Origin of the sequence: Desulfovibrio oxyclinae DSM 11498 (assembly GCF_000375485.1) — a bacterium.
GTDB lineage: Bacteria > Desulfobacterota > Desulfovibrionia > Desulfovibrionales > Desulfovibrionaceae > Pseudodesulfovibrio > Pseudodesulfovibrio oxyclinae.
In genome coordinates this window covers 1-14311 of sequence record NZ_AQXE01000012.1, presented here as the reverse complement: position 1 = coordinate 14311, position 14311 = coordinate 1, and the positions used below count along the sequence as shown (strand labels likewise).

Genomic DNA, 14311 nt, shown 5'->3' with positions numbered 1-14311 from the left:
TTAACCGGCAGAAAGGTTTTGACTACGGGGGGCGAATGACCTAACTTCCCGATTCAATGTCATGTCCGTCTTTCTTCATACAACCCACCCAATTTCAGGATAGCTGAGCATGTACACACTCCGCACCCTTCCGGGCGACGACGTGCGCCAGATCATGTGGCGATTTGCCGAAAGGTATGACCTGCAGATGACCGTGCAATCCGCCCGCTCCATTGCCCGCAGCGTGGTCGCAAAGCTCGTTGCCGAGGGCGCGCGCAACAGCCACGAATGGACCGATCAGAAAGCAGAACTGCTCACCGCGTTCGACCAGTCCGGCCTCACCGCTCTGTTCATGGATCCGCATCAGGGCGGATACATCGAAGGGCCCAAGAACCTTGCGCTTTCTCTGGTGGCGTTCGAGCTGTCCTGGGTGGATGGCGGAGCCGCCACCTGCTCTCTTGCCAACAACCTCGCCCTTGCCCCCATCCATGAGAAGGGCACCGATGAGCAGCGCGACCATTACATGTCTCAGTGCGTTCCGCCGCAACCCGGCGAGGACCGTGAGGTTCGCCGCGGCGCGTTCGCCCTGACCGAGCCGCTTCCCTACGTGGGCGTGGATACCGGCGTGGTGGCAGGCAAGGTCAGCGTGGCGGAGTGGGACGGTGACGAGCCGATTCTGCATGTGGAAAAGCGCGGCCGCTTCATTACCAACATGGATTTCGCGGACTTCGTGACCGCAGCCGTCGAATCCGACGATGAGCGCATCAAGGGCTCCTGCATGATCATTCTCGAAAAAGAGGACGAAGGAACCTTCGACCGCGGCGCACCTACGCTCAAGATGGTGCATCAGCTTTCCTCCACCCGCGATCCTGTGCTCTCACTCAAAGTGCCCGCCAGCCGTATCATTGGCGGATACGACGTGGTGGACGGCCAGATCGTGCCCAAATACAATCACTCCGAGATCATCGGATCGGTCTTTCACCGCACCCGCATACCCGTGGGCCTCATGACCACCGCCAAGCTGCTTTCGGCAGTCGAGCCGGTCATCCGTTACCATCGCACCCGCTATCGTGGCGGCGACGCGGCGCATCCCGGCTCCCCGCGCTTCGACAAGGGCATCCAGCAGAGCGAGGACGCGTTGCAGCGTCTCGTGGACGTCTGGGCCAACGGCGAGGCCGGAGCATCCCTCGGATTCGCGGCGGCAAGGCTGGCCGACGACTTCGACCCCATCGAGCGGGAAAAGGAGCGCATTTTCGAAGAGCAGGGCGTCACCAGCCCCCGCAAGCAGATGATGGCTCTTCGCAAGATGAAGGACCGCGTGCTTGAATACGTTGAGCAGATTCACCTGCCCGAAGCTGAACGGGACGCCGACAAGCTGGCCGAACTGGAAGGCGACACCCTCGTGAAATACGCGTGGATGGAAGCCATGGCAGGCATCCTCAATCCGGGCGTGAAACTCTGGAATACCGGTGTCGGCGCCACTGTCATGCGCGAGGCCATCAGCCTTGTTGGCGGTTACGGCATTACCGAGGACTGCCCCGGCTTCCTGATGCAGAAGTGGGGCGACTCCCAGCTTGAGGCCACCTACGAGGGGCCTGAGGCCGTGCAGCGCCGTCACATGACCATGACCATGACCAGTGACGTGTTTCAGGCTACGGTTTCCGCATGGATCGCGCAGCTGCGCCGCATCGGCGGCGAACGTCCCGGCATGGGAGCGTACTCGCTGGCCGCAGCGCTGGAGCTGTGGCAGTGGACCATGAATCATCTGCAAAAGAGCAAGGACGCCGAGGGCCGCAAGCTATACCACGGCAAGCGGCAGGGCGTGACCTTCCCCATGGCCGATGCGCTCGGTTGGCTGCTCGGCCCTTATTACCTTATACAGGACGTCATCGAACTGATGGACAAGGGACCCATGAGCCCGACGCTGGCCGAAGGGCTGGAGGATCTCGTGGCCTTCTACAAGGACATCTGCCACGTTCAGTCCGTGCGCGCTGCCGGTGAGGCCGCCCGTATCTGCTCCGAACTCTGCTTCGGTTTCTCGCAGGCTCCTGATGACTGCGGCGGCAGAGGTTGCTGCCCGCTTCCGCTGAACGAGTTCGTGCTGTTGCGGAACAAGGTGGAAGGCTGCATGGCGGGCGCCAGAATGGCCAAGGACCGGGCCGGAAGAGCCGTGGCCGAGGTCATGATACCCGAAGCGCTGGATTACCCTCTCTAGAGAACATCATGCCGCCCGGCCCTGCCGGGCGGCGTTTTTCAGGAGTTTTACATTATGAGCGACATGCCCCTGCCGGAACGGATGGTCATGGAAGCGGACATCGTCTGCGTCGGCTTCGGCCCCGCGACCGCCGCATTCCTGACGCACATGACCCGTGCGATGATGAATGAGGACGGCACTCCCGTGGCCGAAAGCAAGGTCATGCCCGGAATGCCGCCGCAGATTCTCTGCTACGAACGGGCCGACGACATCGGTTTCGGTGTCTCGGGCATCGTCACCAAGGGACGCGCCATCCGCGAATCCTATCCCGACCTCGATCTTTCTCAGATCCCGCTCGCCCATGACATCACCGAAGAGCGCGTCGCCTACCTCATGGACCCCGTCGGTGCCAGCCGCCGTCCCGCCGCGCTCAAGGCCGCGGACTTCGCGCTTTCCAAGTTCAAGAAGGACGAAGCCTTTGAACTGCCGTATATCCCGCCGTTCCTGCAAAAACATGGCGGATTCGTCATGAGCATGGGGCAGTTCATGCAGTGGGTCGGCTCGGAAGTCATGGGCTCTGGCATGGCTCAAGTCTGGCCCGGCAGCCCCGTGGCCGAGCCGCTCGTGGAAAACGGCGCGGTCAAGGGCGTGCGCCTTTGCGATCAGGGAGTGGACAAACAGGGCAACCCCGAAGCCACCTTCATGCCCGGCATGGACGTTCAGGCCGCGCTCACCGTCATTGGTGACGGTCCCGTCGGTGCCGTGGGTCAGCAGCTTGACGAGAAGATCGGTCTGCCCGAAGGCAAACACCGCCGTGAATGGGCCATCGGCATGAAAGCCGTGGTGGATCTGCCCGAAAACTGTCAGCTCAAGCCCGGAACCGTCCTGCATACCATCGGCTATCCCGAGCCGGAAATTTTTGGCTTCCTTTATGTCTATCCCGACAACTCCGCATCTCTCGGCATTTTCGTTCCCTCGTGGTTCGACAACCCGGTGCGCACCGCCTATCGCTACATGCAGCACTGGATGATGCATCCGTACCTCTGGAAGCATCTTGAAGGCGGCACCCTGCGCTCGTGGGGCGCGAAATCCCTTCAGGAAGACGGTCTGCGCGGTGAACCCCATCTCGTCGGCGACGGCTTTGCCCGTATCGGGGAAGGGTCCGGTACCACGAATATCCTTTCCGGATCCGGCGTGGACGAGGCATGGGCATCCGGCAAGATGCTCGCCGAAGCGGTTCTCGATCTCATGAAGGAAGGCCGTCCTTACACCAAGGACAATCTCGACGAAGCCTACGTGCGCCGCCGCCGCACCTCGTGGCTTCAAGAAGAGGCCGAAGAGGCAACCAAATCACGTGACGCCTTTACCCTGAATACCGTGCTCGGATTCATAGGCATGGGCATCAGCGGCCTGACAAAAGGCAAGCTCAATCTCCCGGGTAAATCGAAACGGGCATGGGAACGCTTCCCTACCGTCGAAGAGTATTACAAGGGAATCATCCCGGCCACCGAGATCCTCCATATCCGCAAGCAGTGCAAACTCAAGGGTGACCCCTTGCATGATGCGCTCATGGATCGAGCCGGATGGCCCGAAATCCCTCTGGACGGACAGCTTCTCATCTCGCATCAGGACGCACTGCTCATGGGCGGCAAGGTTGTCGCGAATCCCGGCTACGCCGATCACGTCACCTTCACCGACCACTATTACTGCGAATCCTGCCGGGAACAGGTCTGTACGGAAATCTGCTCCGGACAGGCCATCACCGTGAACCCCGAAGGCGGCGTCCCGCTTTTCGACCGCGAGAAATGCGTTCACTGCGGCGCATGCATGTGGAATTGCAGCAAGCCCGATCCCGAAGATCCGGAAAAAACCAACGTCCGGTTCAAGGCAGGGTCTGGAGGGCTGCACTCCGCTGAGAATTAGTGGGGGCCTCCGGCGGGCCCTTCAGGCGGACCAAAGGGGCGGGCCCCCTTTGGAAACCCTGTATTGCCTTTTGGCATCGGTCGGGGGCGGAGTCGCTGCAAGCAGACGCCCCCGACCCCGACCGATGCCAAAAGGCGGTGGATGATGGAAAGGGGGTGGGATAGCCGGAAGATTGGTGATGCCCCGCCAAGCCGCAATGATCCTAAGCTGTCGGAAAGCGGCCAAGCGGCTTGGCAAGCCATAAATTTTTGGAGATTCTTAAGAACCTTTTCCTGAAAAAGTTCTTAAGCCGCCGGAGGCAAGTAGCCTTGGCTTGTGGGAACGGTGAATCGCAATAATGCGGGGCTATTCTTCATTGAAGCCACCGCCCGCAGCGAACCGCCAAGTCGCAATGATCCTAAGCTGTCGGAAGGCGGCCAAGCGGCTTGGCAAACTATAAGTTTTTGGAGATTCTTAAGAACCTTTTCCTAAAAAGGTTCTTAAGCCGCCGGAGGCAATCATGAATTGTCCCGGCTTTGAAAAAAAGTGGATATCAACAACCGCAAGGAGAGCGACTCCATGAGCGAATTCCACATCGTGGTGTGCGGTTCCATCGTTCCCGACCCGCTTCAGACGCTGGAGCCGGTTCAGGGTGCTGACGGTCCTGCCCTGAAAAATGAAATGATGCTGCCTGCTGTGCTTGATCCCTGGGCCGGTCATGCCTTGTTCGAGGCTGCCGAGCTGGCGAAGAAGCATGAGGGTTCCAAGGTCTGGCTGGTGACGCTGGGCCCGAAGGCCAAGTTGCAGCAGGTGATGATGAACGTGGCGCAGAAGGTTCCTTTCGAGCTGGTCTGCGTGGACGGTCCGGCTTCCGGATTTGATGATTCCTTTGAGGTGGCCCGGGTGCTTTCGGGTGCTATTGAGGGGATTGCGGGTCTGGAGAAGGAAAAAATGCTCGTGTTCGGTGGCTGGCAGTCGGCTTCGCGCGGTTCCGGAGCGGTGATGCAGATGGTCGGCGAGCGGCTGGGTGTTACCGAGCAGTTCCAGGGCGTGGACAAGCTGGTTGTGAGCGATGACGGTTCGCTTGAGGTTCTTGAGCGCGTGGAGGGCGGCGCGTGGCAGACTGCGGTTTGCGACGGTGCTCCTGCGGTGCTGGGCTGGGCCACGGGTGAGCTGCCCGAGCCGCCGAACAACCCGCAGGTGGGGATGCAGAACATGCGTCTGATCATGCCTGCGTTGCAGCAGGCCAAGGCGGCTGACATGGGCGCCCCCGGTTTGTCGTTCGGTTCGGTGGAGCTTCCGCAGCAGCGTCGGGAAACGCGTGTGGTGAAGGATGTTCCGGCCGAGGACATCGCTCGTGAAATCGTGGAATGGATCCGCAGCTAGCAGGAGGGATTCCGAAATGAGCAAAGTACTTTTTCTTGCCCATACAGAGGCTGACGGAACGCTTTCCCGCAATGCGCTTGAAACGCTGACGGCAGCCAAAGCCTTGGCCGAAGGGCTGGGCGGTGAGTTTGATGCGGGGCTTGTGGGCGCGGATGTGCAGGCAGCAGCGGACAGCGTGGCCGGCTGCGGCGCGAGTTTTTATGGTGTCTCTGGCGAGGCGTTCGGCCAGTCTCGGTATGCCACTGACGTGAACGCTTGCGAAGCTTTGGTGAAGGCCAGCGGCGCGGACATCGTGGTAGCTCCGGCGACCATGCGTTTCAGCCGTGCGCTTCCGGGCGTGGCGGTCCGTGTGGATGGGCGTGTTGATACGCACTGCACGGGTGTTTCCGTCAAGGACGGCAAGGCTGTGGCCGAGCGTTGGTTTTATCGTCAGCGCATGAAAGGCGAGCTTTCTCGTGACGAGCGGCCTTGGATCGTGACGCTTTCCCCCGGCTGTTACGAGGCGTTTTCCGGATCCGGACAGGCTGACGTACAGGCGGTGGAGGCCGAGTCGGTCACCCGCAGCACTGTTACAGGGATCAAGGCTCCGGATGTTGACGAGCAGACCATCCGTCCGGATGCGGAAATGCTGTTTGTCACCGGCGCTGGCTGGACCAAAAAGCAGGGCGATGGGGAGATCCACGTACAGCGTGCCGAAGGGGTGATCAAAGGGTTCCTGGACAGCACCAAGGCTTCCCTCGGTTCTTCCAAATCCCTCGTAGACATCTCTGGCGAAGGACAGGCGGTCATTTCCTTCCTGACGCACCTGCATCAGGTGGGGCAGACGGGCTCCACGCCGCGTCACACCAAAGGGCTCGCCACCTGTTGCCATGGTGAAGAGCCGCATGTTGTTGGATGGCGTTTCATTCAGGAGCGCCGCGCCATCAACAAGGATGCTTCCTGTGGCTGGGCGCAGGGCAAGGCCGATGTGCTTTACGTCGGTGATGCCTTCGAGATCATGGAGAAGGTCAACGAGCTTCTTCGGGATTAGATCACCCGAAACGAATCTGAATATGAAAAGGGAGCGGCTTCGGTCGCTCCCTTTTTTTGTTATCTTCTATTGCAAGAGGGCATCTCTGAAAAGCGTAAAAGGTTGATGAAGTAGGTGGGCGTGAATGCTTGCACAAGCTTGCCATCAGTCGCGGCAAGGGGTATGTGGCGGACAATCAGCCAGTTACATGCAACTGAAGAATGCTATTACCGTCTTGGAGGACGAGATGAAAAAAATATTTGGCGCTGTCTGTCTGCTTGGATTGCTTTCCGGATGCACTACCACCGGAGTGTTCGGAGGGGTGGATGACTCGCTGGTGGGACAGATTCCTTCCTCGGAAATGGGCGAGGTGTATTCGGCCATGGACAGGCTTGATCTGGCCGAGGAAGAGCTCAAGCTCGCCGAGTTGCGGACCAGTCGTGCGGAGCGACAGGAGCAGCTGGCCGAGCATGAAGAGGAGCTGGCGGAAAACAGGGTCGAGCATCGTGAGATCGAAGTCGAAATTGCCAAGCTCGAAGCCCTTGAGGCGCAGAATCTCGGCGATCCGGCCAAGAACGTGAAGGCACTCAATGACTACCGCGCCGACAAGCTCAAGAATGAGACCGAGCGGTTCGGGCTGGAGGCGGAAGTGAAGAAAACCCGCCACCTGATTGAGGATCTTGACCTGCGCATTGCCGAGCAGGAGAGAATGATCCGCAACGTGAGAAAGTTCAAGGCTGCTGAGTCTTCATCCGAGATGGATGAAGGGGGGACGCCGGAACCGGTGGAAACCGATCTTGGCAACGAAATGCCCTCGGACGATGCGTCCGGAATGCAGTCTACCGGCGATGAAGTGGACTTGCCGGACTACCTACAGGTGGAGGAAGATCCGGACGCCACGCCGGTGAAACCCGATCACCCCGAAGACATTAACGAAAGCGGTCTTGCCGAATAGCCGCTGCCATCTATGGAAATCACAAAAGGCGCAGCCAGCTGGCTGCGCCTTTTGTGTGCCCAGAAACCAAAAAACTCCCGGACCGTCCGGGAGCCTTGGTGCAAATTGCAAAAGAAAGAAGGTATGTTGAACCTAGCATTTGGCGTGCCAAAGAATGCAGATGGCTTATTATGAGTTTTTGTTCTTTATTTCCAGGCGATTGAGTTTGGAGGAGTCTTTGGGGGTTTGGGTGAAGAGAGTACAAATCACTGTACCTTTGACGCAGTGCCGCTATGCGGGGCCAATTTTTTTGACCATGAAAAAGGCGACGGTACCGAAGTACCGCCGCCTGAAATTCATGGTGCGCCCGGGAGGATTCGAACCCCCGGCCAAGAGCTTAGAAGGCTCCTGCTCTGTCCATCTGAGCTACGGGCGCGTGCGGGATTTTCGTAATGGAGTCGGGAGCAACGGTCAAGAGAAAAGCGATTCCGATTCAGGGGTATTCCTGTTATTCCCACCTCCACGCACCCACTGAAGGAGGATGGATCATGGCGCGAATCACCGACTACCGGGCCTTGCGGAACTATATGGACGAGCTGGGGCTTTTCAGCATGGACCTGAGCCTTGGCAGGATGCAGCGACTGCGCGACGCAGCCGGGGCCGAGGGGCTGCCCCCGGTCATCCATGTGGTCGGCACCAATGGCAAGGGATCCACATCCACCTTCATCGAGTCGCTTGCTCGGGCCCATGGGCTGAAAACCGGTCTCTTTACCTCACCGCATTTCGTGACGCCCAGAGAACGCGTCCGGGTAAACGGTCGGATGCTGCCGCGTGAAGACTGGGTTCGGCTTGCGGGTATCATTATTGATACTCCCGGTGGTGACGAGCTGACTTATTTCGAATTTCAGACGGCGCTGGCCATGGAGGCGTTCCGGGGCGCCAAGGTTGACGTTGCCGTGATGGAGGCCGGTCTGGGCGGTCGGTATGACGCCACCAACGTCTATCGTCCAAGGCTGACCGTGTTCACTCCGGTGGGGCTGGACCACGAAAAGGTGCTCGGGGGAACACTGGAAGCCATCGCTGCGGACAAGGCCGGAGCAATGCATCCGGGCGGGAAGGCGGTGACGGCCAGCCAGGACTCCGCCGTGATTGAGGCCCTGCAACACCGCGCCACAGAAGTCGGAGTGCCCCTTTCGCTCTGCACGGAGCTTGCCGAGGAACCCGGAGGAGGGCTGGGGCTCAAGGGCGGGCACCAGCGCGACAACGCACGGCTGGCTTTGGCCGGCTGGCGGCTTTTCGCGCAGCAGCAGGGGATGCGCACGGATCCGGCAGCAGAAGCATCCGGCCTTGCACGGGCTTTCATTCCGGGACGCTTTCAAGAGGGTCGCATCGAGGGCAAAACGGTATTTCTGGACGGAGCGCACAACGCCCATGCATTGAGGGCGTTGGCGAAGACCCTGCGTACTGAATGTGTCCGCCCGCAGAGTATCGTCTTCGGCAGCATGGCAGACAAGGATCTCGATGCCATGCTGCCGTTGCTGGAATCCATGGAAACCGAACGAATCATCGTGACCCGCACCGACTGGGATCGCGCCGCCGATCCAGGTGAGCTTGCGCACGCGCTTGGCGGCAGGGCGGATGCGGCCCCTGATATCCGCACCGCGCTGAATCAAGCTCTTGATGGTGATGGCCCGATCCTCGTCTGCGGGTCCCTGTATTTACTGGGCGACGTTTATTCGGTATATCCGGAACTTCTGAATCCGTAGCCAACCGCACGACAGCCAAGGAGAATATACGTGTCCCATCTATTCAGGCATCTGCCCTCAGTGGACGCGGTCCTGACAGCCCTCGATGACGAGCAGGACATGAAGGAACTGCCGCGCCCGCTTTTGCGTGGTCTGGTCAACGAATTTCTGGACGTTTGCCGCGAAGAGATTCGCAGCGGCGTCATCGGCGAGGAAAGCGCGTTGGCGCTGGGCACACTTATTCCGAGAATCAAGGCTTACGTCCGCACCAAGGCGCGCCCTCATTTCAGGCGCGTGCTCAATGCCACCGGCGTGGTCGTGCACACCAACATGGGCCGGTCGCTGCTCGCCAAAGAAGCAGTGGACGCCGTAGTGGAAGCCTGCGCGCATTATTCCAACCTCGAATTCGACCTCGACACCGGCGAGCGTGGCAGCCGCTACAGCCACGTGGAAAAGCTGCTGTGCGACATTACTGGTGCCGAAGCCGCGCTGGTGGTCAACAACAACGCCTCCGCGGTCTTCATCATGCTGGAAACGCTCGCCAAGGAGCGCGAAGTCGTGGTGTCGCGCGGGCAGCTCGTGGAGATCGGCGGTTCGTTCCGCATTCCTGATGTCATGTCCAAGACCGGGGCCATCCTGCACGAAGTTGGCGCCACCAACCGGACGCACGTCAAGGACTACGAGGGAGCTATCAACGAAAACACCGGCGCATTGATGCGGGTGCATACCTCCAATTTCCGATTGATCGGTTTTACCAAGGAAGTCTCCCTGCCCGAGATGCGTGAATTGGGCGACAGGTACGACCTGCCGGTGCTGGAGGATCTGGGTAGCGGCAGCCTGTTCCGTTTCGACGGTATGGGGCTGATCAACGAACCCACTGTTCAGGAAGTCGTCGCGCAGGGCGCGGATGTGGTTTCCTTTTCAGGGGATAAAGTGCTCGGCGGTCCACAAGCGGGGATCATCGTCGGTCGCAAACGCTGGATCGACATGATCAAGAAGAACCCGATCAATCGCGCGGTGCGCATCGACAAAATGACGCTTGCCGCCCTTGAGGCCACCTTGCGGCTGTATTTGGATATGGATAAGGCCAAGTCGAGCGTGCCCACGCTGAATATGATCACCATGCCGTACAAAAATCTGCGCAGCCGGGCCAACCGTCTGGCGAAAGTCCTGCGCGAGGAACTGGGCGACGCGGTCACCGTGGGCGTCAGAAAAGGCGTTTCCCGCGTAGGTGGCGGGGCGTTTCCGGAACAGGACCTGGACACGGCCCTGGTGACGGTCCAGCCGCGCGAGCTGAGCGTCCCGGAACTGAAGAAGCGGCTTCTGGACACGGAACCCCCGCTGGTGGCGCGCATTGAGGACGATGTCTTCTGCCTCGACCCGCGCACGCTTGATCCCAAGGAATACCGCCTTGCGGCCGGAGCCATTCGTCAGGCGTTGACATAACCGTTGCCGAAGTCGAGTTTCAAGCCGGACATCCCGTAAACGGGATGTCCGGCTTTTTTGGGATTTATGATGGATAGTTCATTCCATCGTTGCTGCACATCCGCCTTCCTCCCCACCTTTTCAAACTCCCCCGAACATAGTATCCCTGACTCCCGACGGGAGCAGGCCGGATTCGTACCGACCACAGGTTCGGGGCCGAACGTTACAAGAAATACTTCCTTTATAGGTCGCTTCCGAAAACAGAGAGGAATACCGAATGAGTAAGTCCGAATTGGAATATACCCCGAAGAATGCGTGGGAGACCTATACCTCCGAGGCGGACCGTACCGCCATGGATGAAATGGCAGCCCGCTATGTGGACTTCCTGTCTGCGTGCAAAACCGAACGGCTGGTGATGAATTACGCCCGCAAAAGGGCAGAACAGGCCGGATTCGTCGAGGACTTCGGGGCCGATGCCGTGATGCGCATTCAGCGCGGCAAGACTGGATTTTTCGCACGCAAGGGCCGCAGGCCGCTCTCCGAAGGATTCAGACTGGTGGGAGCGCACGCAGATGCCCCGCGCCTCGACCTCAAGCAGCGCCCGCTGTATCAGGATACGGAAATATGCCTTGCCAAGACCCACTATTACGGAGGCATCCGAAAATATCAGTGGCTGACCATGCCGCTTGCTCTGCACGGTGTCGTCGTCAAGCGCGACGGCGATGTGGTTCGTGTGGAAGTTGGTGAAAAGCCGGAAGATCCGGTGTTGACCGTGACGGACCTGCTGCCGCACCTCGCCCATAAGGATATGGAGAAGAAGGTTTCGGAAGCTTTTGAAGCAGAAAAACTCAATGTGGTTCTCGGCACGGTGCCGCTACTGGGAGAAGGCGAGGACAAGCCCGAAAAGGGGGCGAGGGTCAAGCATATGATCCTCGGTCTGCTGCATGACCGCTATGGCATCGACGAATCGGACCTGATCAGCGCCGAACTGCAGGCGGTTCCGGCTGGACCCGCGCGTTACGTCGGACTCGATTCCTCAATGATCGGCGGCTACGGCCATGATGACCGTTCCAGCTGCTTCTGCGCACTGGAGGCCCTGCTCGACGAGCCGGAGCCGGAGTTCACTCAGATCGTGCTGCTTTGGGACAAGGAAGAGATCGGCTCGGACGGTGCCACCGGGGCAAAGTCGCTTTTCTTCGAGTACACCCTGGACGAGCTGCTTGAGAGCTGGGAGCCGGATGCCAAACTCTCGCGTGTAATGATGAACGGCACGGCTCTGTCGGCTGACGTTGCCGCCGCGGTGGATCCGAACTTCAAGGATGTTCATGAAGAGCGCAATGCGGCCTTCATGGGCTATGGGCCATGCTTCAACAAGTTCACCGGGCACCGGGGCAAGGTCGGCGCAAACGATGCCCACCCCGAATTCATCGGCTGGCTAAGGTCCATCTTCGATGAAGCCGAGGTGCCGTGGCAGATGGCGGAGCTCGGCAAGGTCGATATGGGGGGCGGCGGTACCGTCGCCAAGTTCCTTGCTATATATGGTATGGATATCATCGACGTTGGTATGCCGGTGCTTTCCATGCACAGCCCGTTCGAGCTCGCATCAAAGGCGGACCTGTACGCAACGGTCCGGGCGTTTCGCGAGTTTCTCAGGCAGTAGGGGGCTGGCCGATATATATGATATGGGCTCCGGAAAACTCCGGGGCCCTTTTTTATTTCAACGGGACGAACAGCCTCGTGCGCAAATCTTCAGGCGGTGTCTGCTGCGGACTGTTGAGATATTGCTCAAAACAGGGTTTTTTGGGATCGAACTCTTTCCCACACGTTGGCAGCTCCTGCTCGAACAGGGCACCCCATGCATTGCCGAGTCCTTCATATGATCCGGAATGCATCAAAGACAGGTAGTCGCCGGCAGGGATGGTGCCAAGGGTGACGGCTTCGCTACCACCGACGCCGTCGGGAACGGTTATGCAGGCATCGTAGCGGATCTGCTCCGGGGGAGTCTGGTTCGGATCGTCATGGCAAATGCCGATAAACGCCGTATCCTGTCTCAGAACCTGACTCTCGGTGGCCCAGGCGAGAAGAGTATGCCACGCTGACTCGCACTCCGCATAAGGGCCAACGTGACGAACCGATCCGATAAGCATGGGGCCGAGTGTCATGATTTCCGCAGTCATGATGAATCTCCCTTCAAACTGTTTTGATGGAGCCAGTGACTCTGACTTCCAGTGAAGATGCTGTCACCATATATAATGGTAGAAGACGTGGACAGCACTAAATATGATTATGAGAAGGAAGTCGGAGCCTAAAAATCGCCCCCTGAAGCGGGGAGAGCGAAGGGGCGGAAGAGTGTTTTTGAAGGCTCAGATGAGTTCTTGTGACGGGAAAAGCCATTATGAACCCAATATGGAGCAAATGAGGCTCCAAAAAGGGTATAAAAATACATCAATAAAAACAGTAGCTTGCAAAAGAAGTGAAAGAAAGGTTCATTTTTTCGAAAAAAGCGCTTGACCTGTGAAGGGTGTTTCCGTAGAATCTCTCTTCGTCGCGACGGGGCAGCCCACACGGGCCAAACAGAGCGACTTGTTCTTTCCAAATATATCGAGCGGTTAGCCGGAGCGGCTTTTCGGAATGTCCCAAACGGGGCGCCCGAAAAAAAGTTAAAAAAACGGTTGACAGGGGCGACACAAAAACATAGTTTGCCCTTCCTTGCTTCGGCAAGGCGTTCCGAGAAACGGAACTTCGGTCTTTGACAATTAAATAGCGAGTTGAGCGAAAGATCGCTTAATCACATGACCCGTAAGGGTCAGCTTGTGACGAGAGTGATCAAACTAATACTCCAAGTTATACAACTGGAGAGTTTGATCCTGGCTCAGATTGAACGCTGGCGGCGTGCTTAACACATGCAAGTCGTGCGAGAAAGTTTCCTTCGGGAGATGAGTAGAGCGGCGCACGGGTGAGTAACGCGTGGGTAATCTACCCGACAGATCGGGATAACAGGCGGAAACGCCTGCTAATACCGGATACGCTTCGTATTTAACTTTACGGGGGAAAGGTGGCCTCTACATGTAAGCTACCACTGTCGGATGGGCCCGCGTCTCATTAGCTTGTTGGTGGGGTAATGGCCTACCAAGGCAACGATGAGTAGCTGGTTTGAGAGGATGATCAGCCACACTGGGACTGAAACACGGCCCAGACTCCTACGGGAGGCAGCAGTGGGGAATATTGCGCAATGGGGGAAACCCTGACGCAGCGACGCCGTGTGCGGGAAGAAGGCCTTCGGGTCGTAAACCGCTGTCAGGAGGGAAGAAACCATTAGAGTCGAATAGGCTCTTTTGCTGACGGTACCTCCAGAGGAAGCACCGGCTAACTCCGTGCCAGCAGCCGCGGTAATACGGAGGGTGCAAGCGTTAATCGGAATCACTGGGCGTAAAGCGTGCGTAGGCGGCGCAGTAAGTCAGGGGTGAAAGCCCTCGGCTCAACCGAGGAATTGCCTCTGATACTGCTGTGCTTGAGGCTTGGAGAGGCAGGCGGAATTCCAGGTGTAGGAGTGAAATCCGTAGATATCTTGAGGAACACCGGTGGCGAAGGCGGCCTGCTGGACAAGTTCTGACGCTGAGGTACGAAAGCGTGGGTAGCAAACAGGATTAGATACCCTGGTAGTCCACGCCGTAAACGATGGATGCTAGGTGTCGGGCCGTTGGGTTCGGTGCCGTAGTTAACGCGATAAGCATCCC

At 58.6% G+C, this 14311-nt stretch carries 9 protein-coding genes, 1 tRNA gene and 1 rRNA gene; 9 read left to right on the top strand and 2 right to left on the bottom strand.

What is annotated here, in order from left to right:
• The first annotated feature begins 109 nt into the window (after positions 1 to 109).
• The 5 genes from B149_RS0113035 (at position 110) to B149_RS0113015 (ending at position 7425) form a co-directional block, all read left to right on the top strand.
• Positions 110 to 2194, top strand: coding sequence for an acyl-CoA dehydrogenase family protein (locus tag B149_RS0113035; protein WP_018125607.1), 2085 nt, complete (start codon positions 110 to 112; stop codon positions 2192 to 2194).
• Between the two features lie 54 nt (positions 2195 to 2248).
• A complete protein-coding gene (locus tag B149_RS0113030; RefSeq protein ID WP_018125606.1) occupies positions 2249 to 4096 on the top strand; it encodes a hypothetical protein in 1848 nt (615 codons plus the stop codon).
• Between the two features lie 558 nt (positions 4097 to 4654).
• Positions 4655 to 5461 (top strand): electron transfer flavoprotein subunit beta/FixA family protein, encoded by an 807-nt coding sequence (locus B149_RS0113025; RefSeq protein WP_026167610.1) that lies wholly within the window; start codon positions 4655 to 4657, stop codon positions 5459 to 5461.
• Positions 5462 to 5477: 16 nt separating this feature from the next.
• Entirely contained in the window at positions 5478 to 6491 is a 1014-nt protein-coding gene (locus B149_RS0113020; RefSeq protein WP_018125604.1) for an electron transfer flavoprotein subunit alpha/FixB family protein, read from the top strand.
• Positions 6492 to 6717: 226 nt separating this feature from the next.
• Entirely contained in the window at positions 6718 to 7425 is a 708-nt protein-coding gene (locus tag B149_RS0113015; protein WP_018125603.1) for a hypothetical protein, read from the top strand.
• 338 nt (positions 7426 to 7763) lie between these two features.
• On the opposite strand, the gene B149_RS0113010 is transcribed toward B149_RS0113015, so the two are convergent.
• Positions 7764 to 7840 (bottom strand) — tRNA-Arg (locus B149_RS0113010).
• Between the two features lie 112 nt (positions 7841 to 7952).
• On the opposite strand from B149_RS0113010, the gene B149_RS0113005 reads away from it, so the two are divergent.
• The 3 genes from B149_RS0113005 to B149_RS0112995 all read left to right on the top strand — a co-directional run bounded on the left by B149_RS0113005 (position 7953) and on the right by B149_RS0112995 (position 12234).
• A complete protein-coding gene (locus B149_RS0113005; protein WP_018125602.1) occupies positions 7953 to 9170 on the top strand; it encodes a bifunctional folylpolyglutamate synthase/dihydrofolate synthase in 1218 nt (405 codons plus the stop codon).
• A 30-nt stretch (positions 9171 to 9200) separates the two neighbouring features.
• Positions 9201 to 10595: an L-seryl-tRNA(Sec) selenium transferase gene (gene selA, locus B149_RS0113000; RefSeq protein ID WP_018125601.1), complete on the top strand. Its 1395-nt coding sequence runs from the start codon at positions 9201 to 9203 to the stop codon at positions 10593 to 10595.
• Positions 10596 to 10851: 256 nt separating this feature from the next.
• Positions 10852 to 12234, top strand: a complete 1383-nt coding sequence (locus B149_RS0112995) for an aminopeptidase (RefSeq protein WP_018125600.1) — start codon at positions 10852 to 10854, stop codon at positions 12232 to 12234.
• Positions 12235 to 12286: 52 nt separating this feature from the next.
• Here B149_RS0112995 and B149_RS0112990 read toward each other — a convergent pair whose 3' ends face one another.
• A complete protein-coding gene (locus tag B149_RS0112990; protein WP_018125599.1) occupies positions 12287 to 12751 on the bottom strand; it encodes an AraC family transcriptional regulator in 465 nt (154 codons plus the stop codon).
• Between the two features lie 672 nt (positions 12752 to 13423).
• On the opposite strand from B149_RS0112990, the gene B149_RS0112985 reads away from it, so the two are divergent.
• Positions 13424 to 14311, top strand: a 16S ribosomal RNA gene (locus B149_RS0112985); the annotation flags it as partial.